This is a genomic window from uncultured Microscilla sp. (assembly GCF_947493425.1).
Taxonomy (GTDB): Bacteria; Bacteroidota; Bacteroidia; order Cytophagales; family Microscillaceae; genus Microscilla.
Genome location: NZ_CANLRP010000077.1, coordinates 1 through 19,933 on the forward strand (window position 1 = coordinate 1; position 19,933 = coordinate 19,933).

Consider the following 19,933-nt stretch of genomic DNA (forward strand, 5'->3'; position numbering starts at 1 on the left):
GGAAAAGGTGATATTGATGTGTCGCAAGCACAATATGCAACCTTTTCCTTTTTTTATCAAAACCGTCGGGTAGAGTAAAGAAATCGGTAAGTCAACACTTGATAAAATTACAAGTTGTTACTTTTCAATAGGTAGGATTTATTCCAGTACAGGCAAAGGGGGTAAATTAACTTATATGCAGCACAATGTCTTTGCCGTAACGCATCATATCATGGATGTGCCCGTATACAAACTTCCCCCCCCGACCTGACAGGTGTAGATTGGAGAATTGTTGAAGATATGCACTGATTTTGGCTATTTTTTCAGGATAATCCAACGCCAATACTGGATAAGCATATTTGATTACATAAGTAGTTGTATCTATGATTTCGTCAGGTGTAACCAAACCTGTCTCCACCAAACCACTACAAGTCTTGGCGATGAAGTCTTCTTTGCTCCACTGCCACAACGGGCTGCTTTCATTGTAAGGTATTTCGGCAATCAAAGAGGTGTTGCCTGCCGGAGCCATGGCTATACTTCGATTGCGGGGCTCTACTACCCTGGTAAAAATAAAGTCATTGTCAGGAAAATAAAGGCTTGCATTGGATGTAACCAAGGGTTTGTTCAAAAATACTCCCACCAGCATTAAGTGCTGAAACCGAATAGCCTGGGTCAGAGCCAATATTTCTGCAGGCACTTTGGGCTCAAGTATTTGCAAAAAAATACTCAAGGGCAAGGTGCTCACTACTTGTGCACCTGAGTGAATTGTTATTTTTTCCTGATGATTAACTTCTATAGCTGTAATGTGCCCGTTATGATGATAAATCCGGGTAATGGGCGAATTTTTGTGTACGTGCTTCTTTCCGCAGGCAATCTCCATTCGTTCAAATATTTCGCCTATGCCTGACACCGGGTAATAAAAACTACCGTCAATGTGTTCGGTTTTGGCTTTGTTGCCTTGCAAGGCTTCTTTGATAAAAGTGCGTAAATTCAATCCAGACAGCCTTTTACCGGCCACTTCGGGCGAAAGTTGTGCAGGGGGCAACCCCCATAGTTTTTCGCTGTAGTTGAGCAAAAACCGCTGGGCAATTGTTTTACCATACGTCTGCACTGCTAACTCTTCAAAGCTTACACCAGCAGTTTTTGGCAAAGCCTGTAGTTTGCTTTTGATAAACTGCCAACTTGCCTTGACCAACTCTCTTAAACCTAGGTTTCGCACCAGGTTAAGCGGGGTAAGCGGAAAGTCTATGAGTTTTTGTTGGCTGTAAATCTGACTGGGAGCGTGTATTTGAGGCATACGCTCTCCCATCAGTTGTAGTAGGTCTTGGGTAATCTCAGGGTCTTTGGCATGAAATCGGTGCGCACCCGAATCAAACCGAAACCCTCTATGACTCAAAGTAATACAGTTGCCCCCTGTCTGATGGCTTGCTTCGTACAAAGTAAAGTTTAAAGATTGTTTTTGGGCATAAAATCCCACTGCCAGCCCGGCAGGTCCTCCCCCTAAAATGATTAATTGAGATGGCTCTGTCATAATTATTGCAAAATAGACATTTTCAATAAGTCATCAATGAATAAATACTCTTTGCTTTTTTTATATTGCTGCTGTTAACTTTTAATCAAAACTTGCCATAAACAAGCAAAGTTTATTTAAACCTTCTCAATTAATTATGAAACCACTCAATTTTATTTTATGGAAACCTGAAGGTGCTCCTGAATTTTCGCCAGGAGGCGCCACCTTTGCTGATGGTACCACTATAGAGCTGGCAAGTGCAGCAGCTGCTTATGTACAAGAGAACAGCCTCGAACTTACTCAAACCTCTTTTATCATTACCTTAAACTCAGACGAAGAAGAACTGGCTTCTCACACTTTCCAGATGGAGAAACTGGGAGGTTCGGTTAATCTGTGGCTATTGGCAAACCCTAAAGAAACTGACCCTAATGGTAGTTTTACGGGTAAGTTTCTTCAGGCATTGTGCGACTTAGCACCCGCCCAAACTCCACTCACTATTAAAATAGGAGTTATTGCCAATGACGAAACTACCTGGATAAATGAAGGAAACCTGATATTTGACGGTACCACAGGAAGTGAAACGTATCAGCAATTACTTACTTTTTACGACGATGTAGATGCCAGCCGTAGTCAAGCCAACAAAGAAACTACTGAGGCTTACGCCCAAAAAAGAGAAGAAGAAGCACAAGCACGACACAACGCCAATCATTTTGAGGTATTTTTTAAAAGCAACCATCCTTCACAAACTACTTATGTGATTTGTAAAGACACGAAAAGTTTGTCAGAAAATATCGTGGAGGTTCAGCCCAATGCAAAAATAAGTGTAGAGTTTTGGCGGGGTTCTAGCCACGAGATACTGGCTTACTCACAAAATGTGTCAAAAGAAGCTGCCCACAAAGTCACTACAGTTACCGAAACCCTCGAAAATCAAGAGATTTTGATATAACGGCAGGGTTCTCAGAACTTGGAAGTTGGCTATTTAATATTACTAATTATCAATAGTTAGTTTTATATAAAACCCCAGTGGGACATTGGTATAAACAAACCTTTGATAAAAGAAAAAGCAGGTGATACTTTGATTGTTTCACCTGCTTTTTGTGTGCTGTACGCCTGGTCTTTTTGCTCTATTCACTTTTAACCTTGTGTAGGGTCTCTCTTGTCTGTTTGGGCATCTGCCTGACCTTCTTTAAACTTGATCAATAAAGCCGTATGATCATCGTGTACTGGCATGCCACGGCTAAAGTGATTCAGGTCGGTAATAATTTTATCGTTGATCTCATCGGGTGACAAATGGGCATTGGCGAGCACTAAGTCTTGTAATCTTTCATAACCATACTCCTCTTTTTCTTTGTTCATTGCCTCTATTATCCCGTCGGTATATAACAACAACATATCGCCCTCTTCATAGTTAAGGGTTTGCATCTCGATGTGGTCAGAAAACAACTTATTACGCAAAATACCCAGCCCCATTCCTTTGCCCTGATAGTACTTTACCTCTTTGGTTTGGTGGTGATAATACAACGTAGGGCAATGTCCGGCGCGGGCAAACTCTATTTTTTGAGCGCTGTCATCTATCAACAAAATGGTTACTGTAATAAAAGAAGCCCGGTCTAAACAATTGGTCAAGGCGTTGTTGGCATAGTACAAAAAACGCTCGGTGCGCAAACCAAACTGAGCCAGGCTATGAAAAACCCCTTTCATTTGCGCCATATTAAACGCCGCATTGGTACCCTTGCCCGACACATCGCCCACAATTACCATTACCCGGTTGTTGTCAATGGGGTAAATATCATAATAATCCCCGCCAACATCTTGTGCTGAGTCTGAAAATGCCGCAATTTCCATTTTTTTGCTCACCGTTAACTCTTCGGGTAGCGGCAAAAGGCTTTTTTGCACTGTGCGCGCAATTTTTATTTCTTCTTTGTATCGTTCTGCTTCAATGGTTTTGGCAAGTAGCCGGAAGTTTTCAATAGAAATGCTTGCCTGACGCACAAAAGTCTTAATCAACACCTTTTTGTCGTCGTCAAAGCCATCTTTCACATTTTTCAGTAAGGTCAGGTTTCCCAATTGGTGATCGTGCGCCACCAATTTTTGCGTAAGCATTGACTTAAAACCATACTCGTTGAGGTCTTCCATCAAAGGATCATGCTCTTGATTGCGGGCAAAGGTGGCATCAATTATTCGACGGGTGTTATGACGTTTGATGATACGCTTAAGCTTGCTTATCTCTTCTTTGTCTACTCCTTTGTGCAAAAAAGCCACCTGCTCATTGTTTTCATTCGTGATTTCTAACCAGGCAGCATCTGCCGAAGCGGTATTGACAGCACTATCCAGCAAAATCTCGTATACCTGGGCTTCTTGTTCACCTGCCTGTAGTGATTGTGATAGTTTCTGAAAACTAATAATTTCTTCTAGTTTTTTTTCAAATACTGAGGTGGTAGGCAGATTAAAAACCATGACTAACATAGAAAAAATAGTGTAAAAAATAACAAAGGCAAAAATGGCAATGATGTATACACTATGGTTCAGGTTGGTAGTAAGGTAAGGATGATTGGAGTGCCTGATCACCGTTTGGAAAAAGAAAATAGCAAATAAGGTAATGAAAGACAGCAATAGTATACTCTGCCATTTCTCTTTGGCATTGAGGTATACTACCCATTTAAAGTTAAATGATAAGTTGAGCGCAAGTAAGATTAAGCCACCCAACACCAGCAAAAACAAAGGTTGATTGAAGTCAAGTTCAAAAAAGTTAAACAACAGGCTAATCAGCAATAAATACTCATAAACAGTCCAAAGGCGTTGCAAACGCTGGGTTTTTTGGTGCATAATGAGCTTTTTCCAGTAAAAGAAAGCCTTGCTCAGAAAAATCACCAGTAGGCCTATATTTATATGGTACAGCAAATTGAGCCAGCGCTCTTGGTGGTGGGCTTCCAGGTAGTTGCTGCTCAGCTCCATTGCAGCGTATACTATCAGGGCTATAGTGTTGGTAACCAAGCCAGTGATAAATAAACTGGTGAGCAACTCGATAAAATCTATTTCTTTGAGCTTTTCGAGCCTGGAGTTGTAGTAAAAAAATACACTAAGAATAAATAAGTTTAGGAGAAGACCTTTGAGGTAGAAGTCTGACCCTACCCCAAAAAAAGGCACTGGAGTAAGCCCAAAAGATGATAGTAAGTATATTACCAGTAATAACAACCAACTGACAATATTTACATATATAAATATTCCTATGACATTTCTTAACGAGAGCATATTTTTTATTTAAAACAAACATTTGGTTGACTCTAGTCGTCAGCCAGATGTTTCGTTAGTCGAGTTATTGTTTACTGTATAAGAAGCAAGCCTCTCTATAATGATCATGCCTGACTTGCTGCTATTATTAATTTAACAGCCCAAGCAACTATTCACCTTTAATGTATGCCTGAGTGCATAAAAAAACATTTGAAATGCTTAAGAAAAATTACAACAAACAACACTCACTGTTGCTTGTGTACCAAGCAAATTTAAAAATTAAAACTGATATTGAGAAATCATACAAGCATTGTAAAAGAGTTGTAAAGACTTAACTTTAAAATAAATTGCATATAACCAAAAAGTAATGCTTATTTGAGCAAATAATATTGAGAATATTCGCATAAAATTAAAGCTAATCCCACTTTATTTTTATCCAAACCCAGCCTATAAGCTTCTCAAGTACAACTATCAAAGCATTTGTTTCTTGAGCGAAACCGTTAAAATCTTACATAAGTATAGGGGTAAAATTTAACCTTTGGGTGTAAAGCTGGGTGCCAAACGCTGAAGCCGTAGATTCGGTTGCCATGTACCAAGTCAAGTATGTAATAGCTAACATCGCACAGGGCGGGTTTTCACAGACCTTGCGCTTTATTCTATGGTTTAGAATACCTAATGTTGAACCTGATTCACCTTCTTGATTTCCACTCAAAACAGTAACATTACATATACACTCTCTTTCTTTAAAATTATGGCAAAAAAACTTGATAAAATTTTAGTAATAGATGTAGAATCTACTTGCTGGCAAGGAACACCACCCGAAGGGCAAGTAAGCGAAATTATAGAAATAGGCATTTGTGTATTTGACCTCAAAGAACGCCAACGTGAATCGCGCGAGGGTATCTTGGTAAAACCCACCCAATCTGAGGTTAGCCCGTTTTGTACCGAATTGACCACCATTACCCCAGAGTTGATAGATGCTGAAGGGGTAGACTTGAAAGAAGCTTGCCGCATTTTGCGCAAAAAGTACGAAAGCCAGCAAAGGGTATGGGGTAGCTGGGGCGACTATGACCGACGGCAGTTTGAACGCAACTGTAAAAACCGGGGCATTGGTTATCCTTTTGGCACTAACCATCTCAATGTTAAAACTTTATTTGCTATTAAAAACCGCCTGGAGCGTGAGTTGGGAATGGATGGTGCGATGGAGTTGATGCAATGGGAACTGGAAGGCACCCACCATAGAGGGGTAGATGATGCCTGGAACATTGCCCGGTTAATGTCATCTTTGATTTAGGGCTTGACTCTCCCAAGCAGTATTCAACAAAAGCTTTGATCATTGTTGGGGCATCATAGAGTTAATACCTACTTTTGTGACTCAATTGCTCACACAATAAAGCATTAAAACAAAATTAGTTTTACCTGATTACCTTAAGCAAGGTATCAGCTATTAGCCAACACCTTGTAGCTACTTGTTGCCTAAAACTAATCGCTTGCTACTAGTTTAAAGCCAAATACAATGAAGTGGAAAAAGATATTTACCAAAATATATAAATGGGAATTTTGGACATTTTGGGTGTTTTACATCCCCGTATATTACTATTGGGCGTATTGTTGGGTACGTACCCGCTCTATGTTCTTTTTTAGTGCCGCGAACCCTTCAATGGATATGGGTGGTTTTATTGATTACCCCAAAATGGAAATTTTTAAAATTATTCCTCCCGACTTGTTGCCCAAGATGGTATTTATCACCAACGAAGAAGAAAAACAACAAGCCGAACAGGTGGCCATTACCAAGGGTATTCAGTTTCCACTGATCGCCAAACCCAATCGTGGTGAACGGGGTAAAGGAGTGGCAAAAATTAAAAATCCAGCTCAACTAAAAACTTACCTGGATGCGGCCACTGATCATATTATTTTACAGGATTTTGTAGCGCATCCGCTGGAGTTTGGCATTATGTATTACCGCCTTCCCAACGAAACCAAAGGCAACATTACCTCTATAGTTCAAAAAGAGTTTTTGACCGTTACCGGAGATGGTAAGTCAACCGTGCGACAGCTCATGCGCCAAAGTAAACGAGTGGCTTTGTACGAATCCCATGTAGAGGGAAGTTATCCTGAAATACTAGAAAAGGTTCCAGTGAAGGGCGAAGAAACCTTGCTAGAGCCCATTGGCAACCACTCACGTGGAACGATCTTTCGCAACTCGAATTATTTGATTAATGACCAATTGATTGATGTATTTGACCAAATGAGTAAACGTATTGAGGGCTTTTATTTTGGTCGTTACGACATCAAAGTACCCACAATGGAAGACCTGTATGCAGGCAAAAATATTATTTTGATGGAGCTCAACGGGGTCAACTCTGAACCTGCCCATATTTATGACCCCGACATGAATATTTTTGCTGCTTACCGCGATTTGCTTAAGCACTGGCAGGTATTGTACAAAGTAAGTACCCAAAACCACCAAAATGGGGTGCCTTATATTGATAGCCGTGAGGCTTTTCCGAGATTGGTGCAGCATTATAAATAATGATGAACCGACTGTAGAAAACGCTGCTTTAGCTAATTATAAGTGTCAAGAGAAGTAACAGAGTGAAAAATTGATAATGCTGTTGGTGTAGTATCTTGCCTGCTGTAGGCAATTCAACTAAAAAATATAGTCTAACACGTTGGGCTTAAAGCCCGACAAATGACGAAACACTCACTCAAAATATTTTCTTTTTATTCTCGCCTCAGCTCGTGTCTTCACGAGCTGATAGAAACCTTCAAAAATGATGTTCCCAGACATTGTGATGAGGCGATTTGTGGAGACACAAACCGAGGCGAATGAGTAAAACTCTAGCTTCGGTTTTCAAAAGTATCGTCATCGCCTCAGCTCGTGTCCTCACCATAACCGTCAGGCTAATATTTTTTAGTGATTCTGTCTTTCATTGCCAGATATTGATGTTTTAATCAGTGTTTGAAGATGGCGCGCTGCGTCCTCGCGCGTGCCCAGCCAAGCAAATTCTACGATGGTACACGCAAGGACGACGTGCACCAGCAGTGCTTAAAGCCCAACGAATGACAGAACACTCACTCAAAATATTTTTCTTTTTAATCTTTTTTCAAAAACAAAGCCCTGATTGCTTCTTCAGGGCTTTTTTGATGTTCTTTATTTAATTTTTGTCTAAATAAACCGACCGTTTACCGAACATTTTTAACGTTTTATCTAAAACGTTTTGCAAGTTTCAAAAAAACAACTACTTTTGTATTGCATAGCTGGTTGAAGGATCTTGGGGGTTAGGAACATTGTTCCTTCCCTCAAGTTTTTTTTTGCCCCTACCCTATCTGCATTTTCATCAACATTACCTTTTCCCAATTTATTGCTTCACAGCCCTACCCTGTTTCCAATGTGCTACTCATCAGTCAGTAAAAGACAAACCTCTGAATGTGCCTGATACACTCAAACAAAAGCTTTTCATTTTCAAGGTATTTTTGCTAAATTTGAATTAGCAAAATGGCATTCACTGCGTATTTTTGCTACAAATGCAAACATTGCAATGGTATTCACCCTAAATTTACTCACAACTTACCTTATATGGAAACGGCTGAATCAACTCCAAACATTTCTCCTGAAAGCGAAAACACTCTTAAAATAAAAAAATCACAGGTAGTAATGGTGCCTGTAGAGCGCATTGATGTACACCCCGACAACCGTCCATTGGGGATCAATGAAGAAAAAATTGCCCAACTTCAGATATTGATTCAACACGATGGTTTCGATAGTTCGCATCCTTTGGTAGTGCGTTTGCAAGACGAACGTTATCAGTTGGTAGAAGGTGAACACCGCTTTAGGGCTGCTAAAGCGTTGGGTTACGAGGAACTTCCTTGTGTAATAAGGGTCATGGACGATACTGAAGCCTTGATTCAGTTGATTACCGGAAACATTCAGAGCGATAACAAGCCCCTCGAAATAGGTTTGAATGCCCTAAAAGTAATACAAGCAGCCAATGAACAGGGGTTGTCAGTCACAAACTACGCCCAACGTCTGGGCATGTCTGAAACATCCATTAGGCGCTATATGCACGCCAGTGAAGCATTTCAATTTATCCAATCACAATTGCCCGCGGGAGCTTATATTTTAGAGGAAGTATACAAACTTGAAGAGATTCAACGTTGTGCCCAAACCGATTGGATATGGCTGCATGACCTGATTACAGAAAAAGAGTTGTCTAAGGCACAAGTAATAGAAATTTCGCAGGCAATCAGAGACATCAAAACCGACAATCCTGCCATTTATCAGTTTTTTGATTTTACGGCTATTCGCCAAAAAATAGCCCGTGAAATTATCCAGGGGCAAAAAACAGCGCATCGGGTATACAATGACTTGCTCGAAACGTTTGAGACCAGTTACGAAAACCTTGACGAAAGCATTGAAAGTTATGAATACAATGTACTACACGACGAAATAGAGCAAGAAACAGTCAATTTGCGGGAGTGGTTTATAGAAAACCTTAAGTCGGTTTCGCCCTTGATCAAATCGGCTATATTAGAGGTTTACAAAGATGCTCTACAACTCAAACGTAGCAGCAGCAAAGAAGAAGCAGAAAGAGATGCGGCTTATTTTAGGGATAAAAAAAACCAAAAAGAGCGCGAAGAACAAGAACGCATAGAACGAGAAATGCGTCAGGTATTGCCGGGTAAATGGTGGCAATTGGGCGAGCACTTGCTTTACTGCGGCAATGGGCAAGACCTGGTGTTTAGGGAAAGGTTGCCCGAAAAATCGGCTTGGGCTTATGCCAATTTTATTAAAAACAACCCTGAAAACCAAGACAATGATGGTACCACTCCTCACCTTGCCTGGCAACAATACGACTGGTTGGTACAGCGTGCCCAAGTGGTAACAGCCACTGTACCAACCGAGGCAATTGCTCGTTTTTTAAGAGCCACCCAAATGCCTTACAAATGGTCATTGTCGGCAAAAATCAGTGAAAACGAAGGGCACTGGAATAGTTGGCTTTATTCGGCAGTTTTTTCAGAAGCCAAAAGCATTCGTCAGGCAACCGACTTGGTAGAAATACGCAACGCCCCCAATATGTCGGGCGACTTGCCCAAAGATTTGCTCAAATATTTTATTGAAGCTTTTTCTACCACCCATGACCCTATCATAGACCTTGAGGCAGGCGATGGTACACTATTATTACTTGCCGAAAAAAACAATAGGATTTGTTATGCGGCAGAAGCCAATCAGGAAGCCTGCAAAAGGCTATTGGATAACTGGGAACAAGCTAGTGGTGGCAAAGCCCGCAAAATAGACGATGCAGTGGCTAACTTGCCAGAAATTAGCGAATAAAAGAACCTTACCCTAAATTAAAAACCTTCTGAATGCGCATTCAGAAGGTTTTTAATTTACTTGTGACTTATAACTAAGGGCTTATTACCAATACTAAGTAACGTGTTCGCAATAACTGTCCGGTTTAGAATAAATCCGCTTTACTGCCTTTCGTTATTTTTATTGCCCGTAGCGCTGCTACGAGCGCAAAAAATGCCTCAGTCAGTCGTGCGTATTTGCCCTAAAAAACAGAAACTTATTTTGAACACGTTACTAAACATATTTACTCTTGATGACGGTTAGTTTTTCACGCGTCATTTCGTGCATGCTATATGGCACACCTCCCATGCCAATCCCTGAAGCATCTCTGCCTCCAAAAGGCATCCAATCGACCCTAAAAGCAGTATGATCATTTACCATGACGGCGGTTGCATTCAGTCGTTTGACACAATGCAGGGCAATGTCTATATTTTTGGTAAATACGGCGGCTTGAAAGTGCACATCCAAACTATTGGCTATGTCGATGGCTTCGTCTCGGTCGGAGTAAGAGTAAATGCATACCACAGGGCCAAAAACCTCTTCGGTTGACACCTTGACTGTAGTAGGAGGATCTAATAATACGGTGGGCTGATAACAAGTATCAGAGATACGCTTGCCTCCACACAATAATTTAGCTCCTTTGTTTACTGCTTCATTTACCCATTCTTCTACCCTGTCTACTTCTTTGGGTGCTATCAATGGTCCCACCTCGGTAGTCTCTAGTGTAGGATCGCCTACGGTTAATTTTTCGGCAATATCGGCAAGCTTATTTGCCAGTTTGCTACAAATACTTTTATGGGCAAAAACCCTTTGTACCGATACACACACTTGCCCGGCATGGTAAAACCCTCCTTTGGCAAGTGCAGGCAACATTTCATTAAAATCAGCGTCAGGCTCTACAATTACTGGAGCAGCTCCTCCGTGTTCGAGTGCACAACGGGTACCTGGAGCAAGTTTAGACTTAAGATACCAACCTACCCGGGCTGAACCAATGAAAGAAAAATAGTTTACCCTTTTATCAGTGACTAAGTATTCGGCGGCTTCGTTTTCGCAAATCACTGCCTGACACCAACCTTTGGGCAAACCGGCTTCTGCCAAAATATCTACCAATGCAAGGCAAGACAAGGGAGTAGTACGGGCAGGCTTTACAATCACTGGACAACCAGCTGCCACTGCCGTAACTACTTGGTGTACAATCAGGTTGAGCGGATGATTAAATGCACTTATCGAGGCCACTACCCCGATAGGTTCACGAGTAGTGTAAGCAATACGGTTTTCTGAAGCCTTGGTCAATCCCATAGGCATTTGTTCTCCCCTGAGTTGTCCAATATGTTCTTTGGCAAGCTTTACTCCATTAATAGCCCGCAAAACTTCCACTTTAGAGTCTACCAAGGGTTTGCCCCCCTCTTGAGCAGCAGTTGTTGCGAGTTCATCAAATCTTTTTTCCATAATGGCCGCAGCCCGTTCCAAAATGGCAATGCGTTCGTGGGCAGGAATCCACTCCGATTGATCAAGAAATAACCCATAGGCTATCGAAAGTGCTTTTTCTATTTCTACCTTCCCTACTATAGGAAGCTCTTTAATAAGACTTAAGTCATAAGGTGATTTTACTTGTAACATCTTGATAGATAGTTTTTAGGTGATACTTTACTATTGCTTAACCCCTGCTTGTTGTTTAAGCAACACATTTAAAATAGAATGATTGAGAGAATAGTCAACTGCCAGGTCTATAACGTGTACCCCATCAGTATTGAGGGCTTTGTCGAGCATTTCAATGAAATCATTGTCACTGGCAGGTCGATGACCAATGGCTCCGTAACTTTCGGCATATTTCACAAAATCAGGGTTATTATAATCCAGCCCAAAATTATCAAAGCCCATGTCTTCCTGTTTCCATTTAATCATTCCAAAAGCATTGTCGTTCAGAATAATTACTATAAGGTTTAACCCCAGACGCACTGCCGTTTCAAGCTCTTGTGAGTTCATCATAAAACCTCCGTCTCCGCATACCGACACTACCCGTTTCTCAGGGTTGAGCAATTTGGCACACATGGCCGATGGCAAACCTGCTCCCATAGAAGCAAGGGCATTGTCTAACAACAAAGTATTGGGTTGGTAACAATGATAGTTTCGGGCAAACCATAGTTTATATACGCCATTATCTAGTGTAATAATGTCCTCTTCGGCAAGGGTTTGCCTTAACAGGTTTACCAAACGTTGGGGCAACATCGGGAAACGCGTATCTTCAAAATACTTGCTTAAATGCTCTCCTACTTTTATTTTAATTTTTTCGTAGTCAGCAAAATCCCAATTACTGTGGTCATTGACCTGTTCGGCAAGTTTTTCTATATTAGAAGCAATGTCTCCCACTACATTCAGTTGCGGAAAGTATACTTCGTCTACTTCGGCCGGAAAAAAGTTTAAATGAATGACCTTAGTCCCCCCTTGTTCCATAAAAAACGGTGGTTTTTCTATCACATCGTGCCCTACATTTATAATTAAGTCAGCCTTGCCAATAGCCGCATGTACAAAGTCATGGTCAGACAAAGCAGCTGTGCCCAAAAAACGAGGGTGACGCTCGTCTACTACTCCTTTGCCCATTTGGGTATTAAAGAAGGGGATTTTGGTTTTTTCTAAAAACTCGGTCAAGGCTTTGCTGGTTCTTTTGCGGTTGGCACCAGCTCCTATCAACACTAAGGGCATTTTGGCGTTTTCTATCATTTTTGCCGCCTCACCAATCGTTTCTTTGTCGGCATCTGGACGGCGGTGTCCTACTACAGTAAATACCCGCTCTTGACACTCTTCTTCGGCGATGTCTTCGGGCAACTCTAAATGAACAGCACCAGGGCGTTCTTCCATTGCCAGGCGAAAAGCCTCTCGTACCATAGAAGGAATATTATTACCATTGACAATCTGCCTGGTATACTTGGTGATGGGACGAAACAAATCTACTACATCGATGATCTGAAAACGCCCTTGCTTGGACTTTTTAATAGGTTTTTGCCCAGTAATCATCATCATAGGCATAGCGCCTAATTGGGCATAAGCCGCCGCCGTAGTAAAATTGGTGGCGCCCGGACCTAAGGTAGCTAAACAAACTCCAGGTTTACCAGTAAGCCGACCATAAGTAGCCGCCATAAACCCAGCGCCTTGCTCATGACGGGTAAGAATTAATTTTATTTTTGAGTCTTTCAATGAATTCAAAAAATCAAGATTTTCTTCTCCTGGGATTCCAAAAATATATTCAACCCCTTCATTTTCAAGTACTTTAATAAATAACTCTGATGCTTTCATGTGCTATGTTATTAGTTACTCACTTTATGTGTGACATATACCTTCTATGTTCTTGTTTTAGCAAGAACAATTCATCATGTCATCAATATAGTTAGTTCTTTTGCAAGAACCAGCAAAAGCATGTGAAATAAATAACAACCGTAGTAGCCCGAAATAAACAACGCCTAAAAATCGATGATCTTTAGGCGTTAGTGAGTATAATATAGTGTAATTGAGAAGACGCTACTCTTTGCTTTGTTCTTTATTGGCTTTAGTACCTACTCCAGTATTTTTCATTTTCTCCTCTATTTTGTCCCAAGTACCATCTGGCAATACAGGGGCAAGCATTTGTCCTACATAACTTTTGGGAAACTCTTCTTTAATCCCAAATCTTTCGGGCTCTTTGTCTGGGCAAATATAAGTACCAAAAATAATATCCATTAAAGGCGATATGTTGGCATAGTTACCCGCATCCCGGTCAAGATCGTGGTGCCAATGGTGCAACTCTGGTGCACCAATCAACATACGTAAAGGGCCTAAAGGCAAGCGCACATTTGAATGAATGTAAATAGCCCATATCCCTCGAAAAGCCACTACTCCTGCCAGGGTTTCTAACGGAAAACCTATAATAAAAGCGGGTAAATTAATCAACCCTATAGTATATATAGAGTCTAGCGGGTGTTCGCGATGAGCTGCCAGCCAGTCTAAATGCTCGGCACTATGGTGTACTTTATGAAAACGCCACAAAAAACCTACTTTATGTTGTAGTCGATGCCCCCAATAGATGAATAAATCACTCAACACGATGACCTCTATTGCCTGCAACCACCAAGCTTGATTGCGCAGCAAGAGTTGAAACTCGGCAGGAATGATAGTAGTGAGATAATCACTAAAATAACTCAATGCCCACAATACCAACCCACCCCAAAGCAGGTATTGCCCCAGAAAAAAACATAAATCGAGCACCCAATGAGGACGCAATACTTTTTGCTGAGCTTTTGCCGGAAATACGTTTTCCATTGGGACAAACACTGCCATCAAAAAAAGTAAACTCAGCCCGGCGGCTTCCAGTAAATTCCAAAATTCCATTACTTTTTCTTTTGAGTTGCTTTTTTCTTCTTGCTTGTATCTTTTTTAGGCGTAAAAATTACCCCAGATTTAGAACTGGGCATGATAGGCAGTTTTTTCTTTTTCTTGGGTTTAAACACTACTCCAGACTTGGAGCTAGGCAATACAGGGCGCTTTTTGTTCTTTTTAGGTCTAAATATTCTGCCAGACTTGGAGCTAGGGATAATTCGGGGGTTTTTCTTTTTACGAGGAGTATCTATTTTGGTAATGCCTTTTTGCTCCTTCAACTTTTTCTTAGCCTTTGCTTTTTTAGTTTTGAGGGCGCTTCCATTGGGGCTCAGTTGAATTGCAGAGGCTGAGTTGCCAAACCAACCTGCCCGATAAGCTATGAAAGACCCCATCAGACTTACAAAAGACAGGAGGGTTAATGTTTTGATAACTGTGCGTTTCATTGGGTATTTTGATTAGTGTTTGTGCGATGTTGTTACTTTATATAAAGTAAACGTGTGTTTCTAAAAATAAGGTTTTATTTGTAGAAAACAGCAGGGTACACTAAAGACATTTCACAGTTTGAAAGATACTATAACAATGGCTTGATATAAACTATGACTCCACGCTTCCGGTCAATAACCAATCTATTGCATCTTCCACAGTACCAAAAGCATTGTAAGTATATTTGTCGCTGGTTTGCCGAGGTTTTAGCAAATTATTGAGGGCAAATTTAGCAAATACATCTGGCGAGTATACATAAGCAGTACGAACAAGCCCTTCGCTGATGGCTTTTGGTAACCATTCGTTATTTATCCAATCGTTGGCAGCAGTAAAAGTTCCCTTTAGCTCTGCCAGGTTATTTAGCAAATAGGTTTGATTCTGCGTTTTTGCATGAGCCAATATTGCTTCGCACCCTTGCTGAATGCCTTCTACTGATTGGTAACCAACCCAACGGCATATCAATATGTTTTTGACCTTGTCATAAGAAATGACCAAGTTTTGTTGTTCTAATATAATTTGTATCATACTTACTAAATATTTTTATCGCCAGTAAAATGAATTAAGAACTTGTTTAAAATTAGCCGAAAAGACGGGATCTCCTGACCTTTATTCAGAGGATTTAGAAGCTTGGTTTGATGGATTTGAAAACAAAGCTCATCGGAAATCGCGCTGAACACGAAAATTCAAACAAGCTCTCAACCAAAAACTCTAAATCTTTTGATGGGGAAGAGGTATTTTATGCTTCAAAAAAGAAAAAAAATCTTTTTTTTAAGGATTTGAGTTTAAAAAAGCGAGTAAAAAAGGTTACAAAGAGAAAAAAAACGACCTAAATAATAGGTATGTTCGTGACTTTTACCACTGATATTATTAAATTATAAATGAAAAAACAAAGTAATCATTACTAGGTACTATTTTTGCTAGAGAAAGTACATAACGAGCAGTGTTTTACATTATTGTTCTCCCTCCCCTAACCATCCATTTTTAAACCTCTCAAATGCTTCTTGAAAATGTGCTTTAAACTGAAAGGTTATACCTCTCATATTTAATAAAAAATGCTCGATGAAAGCATTATTGGTATTTTGCTTGTCCTCCAATATCATACCGATAGTATTAATTTAATAATAAAAAGCCTGTTTTCAGGCTTTATTGGCTCTTAGTTTCAATATTTCGTAAATCAATAAATTGTACAATAAAAAGGGAGTAAAATATTTTCACTATTAGCTATACCATTGCCACAAGCACTTATATGCATCAAGCCTCATGCTTGATCCCATCCAAAACCAGCACCATCAGACAATACTTCACGCAAGCAACTGTTTTCTTTATATGGCCATTTGCCAGTCACTTATTAGCTATGCTGGCCTTACAGGTTATTCTAACAGAATCCATAAAACTAAAGATGACTTATTGGCTTTGACAAAATCTAGCTTATGATGCATTACTCAATAAGCAAAGGGAAGCAACATTGGAGGTGCTTGATTTTGCTGAGTACATAAAAATGTAGATTGAAATGAATTGAGGAGAGTTCAAAAACTATTAGCCGCCTAAGCTAAATTGTACTTTTCAAATAAACAAACTCTACAAGTCATTATCAAAAATAATTTTGCAAAAAAACTTTTGTAAAAATGTTCGAGTTTTTTCGTATCTTGAATTCGGTTAGGAAATAGCAAAGGGTTTGTAGGTATTTTACCTATTCATAACTGGGCAAGTTTCTCATAAACCACCGAGTTTTTGCCTGAGTTTTCACTAAAAAACGCTTGCACATCTGACAACTATTACCTTTGAGGGCTGCTATTTCAAGATTTTATTTTAAGAAGTTTTAGCCTTAAAAAAGTCAAATTACTCGTGTTTTATTACATTTGTAATACTCACTCTCAAAAGCTCTCTACATCTGGCTTAAACCCTATTTTTTAAGCTAATATTTCAAGCTAACATTCCTCCTCAATTGCCTCAGATTTGGCTCCTAAGAAATTACTCCATTACTTTGTATCGTAATCAAAAACACAACATCACAACAAAATCTGAAATAGTGTTAATGATTCACAACAACCTCTACAACCATCACGCTTCAAGCATTTTTGCTCAGGTTTTTGTATAAAACATTACATTACCATAGTGAGAAGTTGCTCAGAGAAAAGTTGTAGTACAAATTAGCTTATATTATTAAATATCTATCTTTTATATTCTTTTTCAGCTCTGCACTAACTTAAATTTATTTAACAACACAAAGCCTATTAAAATTATGAAATTCACAGCATCATCTGTATTAGTATTGGTATGTCTTTTTTTCTCAGTTTCATTGTCAAGCCATACCTTTAAAGGAAAAAAACCCACCAAAAAAACCAAAAAGTATAGAACTTATAAATTGAATTCTTCAGTGAAGGATTTCAAGTTAAAGAACGCCGTTGATGGCAATATGGTGTCGTTGTCAGACTACCAGGATGCCAAGGGATTTATTTTGGTGTTTATCAGCAATAGCTGCCCTACTACCCAACTTTATGAAGAGCGCATTATCAAACTTCAGGAAAAATATGCTCACAAAGGTTACCAAGTAGTTGCAGTAAACCCTTACAACCCTACTTACCACCCACAAGAAGGTTTTGAAAACTCTAACAAAATGGCTACTCGCAAGCAGTATAACTTCCCTTATTTAGTGAATGGGTATGAAGTTGCTCAACGCTTTGGTGCAGTTAAAACACCTCAGGTATATGTATTGCAAAAGAAAGGTAAGCGACTTAAAATCAAGTATATCGGAGCTATTGACAATAAGCCAAGATTGCCTAAGTACCATAATACTAAGTATACTGAAAAAGCTGTAAAAAGCTTGTTGGCTGGTAGCAAAAGATACACTAAGGTAACTCGCCCATTAGGAACTACCATTGACCACTACGTTCCTACCAAAGCTGATGAGTTGGTATCGCGCAAGTAATCACACTGAATACAATACAACAGGTTTTGCTAACCTAGACGATTATCATTGTCTGCAAAACCTGACTAATCAAACCCAACAGATTGGCTCAAAATTTTAAAAGGTGTTAAATATAGAACAGGGGTTGTTTAGAGCTTTGAGTAAAACCAAAAACTTTGGACAACTTCTTTTCACACACACTGACCAATCTTATGACTTGTCGTCCAATAAATCATCAATTAACCGGGACGACTGCTGATTTAGAAAAGAGAAAACTTCTTGTTCCAACTGATCAAACTCTCCTTTTACAAACATTCTTTCTATTTTTTTATGTTGTAAAAAACTGATTTGATCACATATAGCGGTGAGTGATTCGAATATATGAGAAGTAATTAAAATGGTTCTCCCCTGTTGGGCTAATTTCTGTAAAATGGTTTGTATTTTATTATAGCTCTCTAAGTCTACTCCATTATAAGGTTCGTCTAAGATTAACACGGGGCGGTCTAGAGCTAAAACACCCAAAAAAGCTAACTTCTTCTTCATTCCGGTAGAGTAGTTTTCTACCAATTTTTGAAGAGGCAAATCAAACAAAGCATTCCATTGATCTATATCAAACTGCGGATTCTTTAACTGAAATAACCTTAAATACTCCCAACCGGTCATTTTTGCATAAAAAAAATTATGCGTTTCAAGATAAGCCATCTGTTGGGTAGTTGCTATGTTATTTTGCCAATAAATGACACCACTTTTTTTGGGTACCAACCCATACATAGCGTTTAACAAACTGGTTTTGCCCGAACCATTTAGCCCCACAATTCCATGGATTTTGCCTGGCTCTAACACCAAATGCAGGTTTTCAATAATAGTAATACCTTTCTGATAACTTATGGTCAAGTCTTTGACTTCTAACATGGCGATAAAAATTAATCAACTTAGGAATGGAAAAAAATAACTTTTCCCCGGCAAGCCGGGACTGTAAGCAGTTTGGGAGTGATCTTTCATCCTGATACTTCGTTACCTTGGCAGTTCCGCCGGGACTATGAGCTTTTTTTGACCGTAGCTATGGCTACGCCCGCTAAAAGTGCCTCGTCTCAAAATAAAATCTCTACCCGTAACTTATTTTCTCACCATTCCTTAAATAATCTTGCATATTGTTAACTGCCCGTCTATAATAACGAATGACCCAAAATATGTTAACTAAAAAACTAAAAGGAGGCAAAAAGCAAAACATAATTGCCATTGTCATCAAGGTGTTGTTATGCGAAAGGTCTTCGTTGGGAGTATAACTTGCATACTTGAGCACTACAGCAAGGGTGAGTAATAAGGCTGATACAAACCCCACTACTGGTAACACGAACCAATAGGTGGGGTTAAAAATAAGAAACCCTATCCAAAATGGGGCGTTCAATAGTCCAAATAAACGCAAAGTCTGGGCTATTTTCCACTGTACAAACCGACGGGCAGAACATTTAAATATTTCAACCATTTCTTTGGGCTCGCATAACAAGTAAAACTGCACTACTACAAGGGTAAGCAAAAATGTGATAATGGGGGCTACTGGAGCAAAAGCACAAAAGACCACGCCCAATAACCACAAAGTAGCTACATAAGGGAAACGTTGTCTTACTCCACTGATCCATTCAAAATGAAGGGGTGACCAAAATGTTTTGGAGTCCCACCACTGTATTTTTCTATGGATCTGATACCTCATAAAACGCTGAGGAATGAGTGGTAAAATGAAACCTTCTAATAATAAGCTTAGGCTAACTAGCCAATAATATTTATAGGCAAAAAAAATAATAAGAATAAGCGATAATATGTTGTACTCTACACAAAACAACCATTGCCAGCGCGTTCCCAGCCTTTTAAGAAAGTGATAGTCGGGTCGTTTGAAGTGGATGCTTGCCAAAATAAAGCCCCAAAACCAAGCAAGGTAATAAGGGTTTTTCATCCATAATTCAAATGCCAAACGTGGCAAAAAAATCGTGATGGCTATGAGCAATACAATTACTCTAAGTAGCCCTATTTCTTGCATATATCGAAACAGTTGTCGGGCTCTAAACTGTAACATAAATTGAATCATATACAAATGTAGTCAATGCATTTAAATCTTATGTAT

Annotated in this window: 15 protein-coding genes; 6 read left to right on the forward strand and 9 right to left on the reverse strand. The window is 39.6% G+C overall.

Going from position 1 to position 19,933, the window contains the following annotated elements:
• Positions 1-166 precede the first annotated feature (166 nt).
• Positions 167-1,510, reverse strand: a complete 1,344-nt coding sequence (locus tag Q0954_RS18865; protein WP_299459151.1) for an FAD-dependent oxidoreductase — start codon at positions 1,508-1,510, stop codon at positions 167-169.
• Between the two features lie 136 nt (positions 1,511-1,646).
• Here Q0954_RS18865 and Q0954_RS18870 point away from each other — a divergent pair, with 136 nt between their 5' ends.
• Positions 1,647-2,435, forward strand: coding sequence for a hypothetical protein (locus Q0954_RS18870; protein ID WP_299459152.1), 789 nt, complete (start codon positions 1,647-1,649; stop codon positions 2,433-2,435).
• Positions 2,436-2,623: 188 nt separating this feature from the next.
• On the opposite strand, the gene Q0954_RS18875 is transcribed toward Q0954_RS18870, so the two are convergent.
• Complete coding sequence (locus Q0954_RS18875; RefSeq protein WP_299459153.1) at positions 2,624-4,741, reverse strand: GAF domain-containing SpoIIE family protein phosphatase; 2,118 nt, start codon at positions 4,739-4,741, stop codon at positions 2,624-2,626.
• Between the two features lie 730 nt (positions 4,742-5,471).
• Here Q0954_RS18875 and Q0954_RS18880 point away from each other — a divergent pair.
• The 3 genes from Q0954_RS18880 to Q0954_RS18890 all read left to right on the forward strand — a co-directional run bounded on the left by Q0954_RS18880 (position 5,472) and on the right by Q0954_RS18890 (position 10,055).
• On the forward strand, positions 5,472-6,014 hold the full coding sequence (locus Q0954_RS18880; protein ID WP_299459154.1) for a 3'-5' exonuclease: 543 nt from the start codon (positions 5,472-5,474) through the stop codon (positions 6,012-6,014).
• Between the two features lie 222 nt (positions 6,015-6,236).
• Positions 6,237-7,253, forward strand: a complete 1,017-nt coding sequence (locus Q0954_RS18885) for a hypothetical protein (protein ID WP_299459155.1) — start codon at positions 6,237-6,239, stop codon at positions 7,251-7,253.
• A 1,047-nt stretch (positions 7,254-8,300) separates the two neighbouring features.
• Positions 8,301-10,055, forward strand: a complete 1,755-nt coding sequence (locus Q0954_RS18890) for a ParB/RepB/Spo0J family partition protein (protein WP_299459156.1) — start codon at positions 8,301-8,303, stop codon at positions 10,053-10,055.
• Between the two features lie 252 nt (positions 10,056-10,307).
• Here Q0954_RS18890 and Q0954_RS18895 read toward each other — a convergent pair whose 3' ends face one another.
• The 5 genes from Q0954_RS18895 to Q0954_RS18915 form a co-directional block, all read right to left on the reverse strand.
• Positions 10,308-11,693, reverse strand: a complete 1,386-nt coding sequence (locus Q0954_RS18895) for an aldehyde dehydrogenase family protein (protein WP_299459157.1) — start codon at positions 11,691-11,693, stop codon at positions 10,308-10,310.
• Positions 11,694-11,723: 30 nt separating this feature from the next.
• Positions 11,724-13,367 (reverse strand): acetolactate synthase large subunit, encoded by a 1,644-nt coding sequence (locus Q0954_RS18900; RefSeq protein WP_299459158.1) that lies wholly within the window; start codon positions 13,365-13,367, stop codon positions 11,724-11,726.
• A 222-nt stretch (positions 13,368-13,589) separates the two neighbouring features.
• A complete protein-coding gene (locus Q0954_RS18905; RefSeq protein WP_299459159.1) occupies positions 13,590-14,435 on the reverse strand; it encodes a sterol desaturase family protein in 846 nt (281 codons plus the stop codon).
• On the reverse strand, positions 14,435-14,866 hold the full coding sequence (locus tag Q0954_RS18910) for a hypothetical protein (RefSeq protein WP_299459160.1): 432 nt from the start codon (positions 14,864-14,866) through the stop codon (positions 14,435-14,437). Before Q0954_RS18910 ends, Q0954_RS18905 begins: the two co-directional genes overlap by 1 nt.
• A gap of 151 nt (positions 14,867-15,017) precedes the next feature.
• Positions 15,018-15,431, reverse strand: a complete 414-nt coding sequence (locus Q0954_RS18915) for a hypothetical protein (protein WP_299459161.1) — start codon at positions 15,429-15,431, stop codon at positions 15,018-15,020.
• 110 nt (positions 15,432-15,541) lie between these two features.
• On the opposite strand from Q0954_RS18915, the gene Q0954_RS18920 reads away from it, so the two are divergent.
• Together Q0954_RS18920 and Q0954_RS18925 are read left to right on the forward strand one after the other, a co-directional pair.
• The gene (locus Q0954_RS18920; RefSeq protein ID WP_299459162.1) at positions 15,542-15,736 is read left to right on the forward strand and encodes a hypothetical protein; all 195 of its coding nucleotides are present in this window, start codon (positions 15,542-15,544) and stop codon (positions 15,734-15,736) included.
• A 1,412-nt stretch (positions 15,737-17,148) separates the two neighbouring features.
• Positions 17,149-17,835 (forward strand): redoxin domain-containing protein, encoded by a 687-nt coding sequence (locus Q0954_RS18925; protein WP_299459163.1) that lies wholly within the window; start codon positions 17,149-17,151, stop codon positions 17,833-17,835.
• A 189-nt stretch (positions 17,836-18,024) separates the two neighbouring features.
• Here Q0954_RS18925 and Q0954_RS18930 read toward each other — a convergent pair whose 3' ends face one another.
• On the reverse strand, positions 18,025-18,726 hold the full coding sequence (locus Q0954_RS18930) for an ABC transporter ATP-binding protein (RefSeq protein WP_299459164.1): 702 nt from the start codon (positions 18,724-18,726) through the stop codon (positions 18,025-18,027).
• A 193-nt stretch (positions 18,727-18,919) separates the two neighbouring features.
• Positions 18,920-19,885 carry a hypothetical protein gene (locus Q0954_RS18935; RefSeq protein WP_299459165.1) on the reverse strand — a complete coding sequence of 322 codons (966 nt, stop codon included), beginning with the start codon at positions 19,883-19,885 and terminating at the stop codon, positions 18,920-18,922.
• Between the last annotated feature and the right edge of the window lie 48 nt (positions 19,886-19,933).

Excerpts from the sequence above, each read along its gene's own strand:
- Q0954_RS18865 (WP_299459151.1), bottom strand. The coding sequence starts at position 1,510 with ATGACAGAGCCATCTCAATTAATCATTTTAGGGGGAGGACCTGCCGGG.
- Q0954_RS18870 (WP_299459152.1), top strand. The coding sequence starts at position 1,647 with ATGAAACCACTCAATTTTATTTTATGGAAACCTGAAGGTGCTCCTGAA.
- Q0954_RS18875 (WP_299459153.1), bottom strand. The coding sequence starts at position 4,741 with ATGCTCTCGTTAAGAAATGTCATAGGAATATTTATATATGTAAATATT.
- Q0954_RS18880 (WP_299459154.1), top strand. The coding sequence starts at position 5,472 with ATGGCAAAAAAACTTGATAAAATTTTAGTAATAGATGTAGAATCTACT.
- Q0954_RS18885 (WP_299459155.1), top strand. The coding sequence starts at position 6,237 with ATGAAGTGGAAAAAGATATTTACCAAAATATATAAATGGGAATTTTGG.
- Q0954_RS18890 (WP_299459156.1), top strand. The coding sequence starts at position 8,301 with ATGGAAACGGCTGAATCAACTCCAAACATTTCTCCTGAAAGCGAAAAC.
- Q0954_RS18895 (WP_299459157.1), bottom strand. The coding sequence starts at position 11,693 with ATGTTACAAGTAAAATCACCTTATGACTTAAGTCTTATTAAAGAGCTT.
- Q0954_RS18900 (WP_299459158.1), bottom strand. The coding sequence starts at position 13,367 with ATGAAAGCATCAGAGTTATTTATTAAAGTACTTGAAAATGAAGGGGTT.
- Q0954_RS18905 (WP_299459159.1), bottom strand. The coding sequence starts at position 14,435 with ATGGAATTTTGGAATTTACTGGAAGCCGCCGGGCTGAGTTTACTTTTT.
- Q0954_RS18910 (WP_299459160.1), bottom strand. The coding sequence starts at position 14,866 with ATGAAACGCACAGTTATCAAAACATTAACCCTCCTGTCTTTTGTAAGT.
- Q0954_RS18915 (WP_299459161.1), bottom strand. The coding sequence starts at position 15,431 with ATGATACAAATTATATTAGAACAACAAAACTTGGTCATTTCTTATGAC.
- Q0954_RS18920 (WP_299459162.1), top strand. The coding sequence starts at position 15,542 with ATGGATTTGAAAACAAAGCTCATCGGAAATCGCGCTGAACACGAAAAT.
- Q0954_RS18925 (WP_299459163.1), top strand. The coding sequence starts at position 17,149 with ATGAAATTCACAGCATCATCTGTATTAGTATTGGTATGTCTTTTTTTC.
- Q0954_RS18930 (WP_299459164.1), bottom strand. The coding sequence starts at position 18,726 with ATGTTAGAAGTCAAAGACTTGACCATAAGTTATCAGAAAGGTATTACT.
- Q0954_RS18935 (WP_299459165.1), bottom strand. The coding sequence starts at position 19,885 with ATGTTACAGTTTAGAGCCCGACAACTGTTTCGATATATGCAAGAAATA.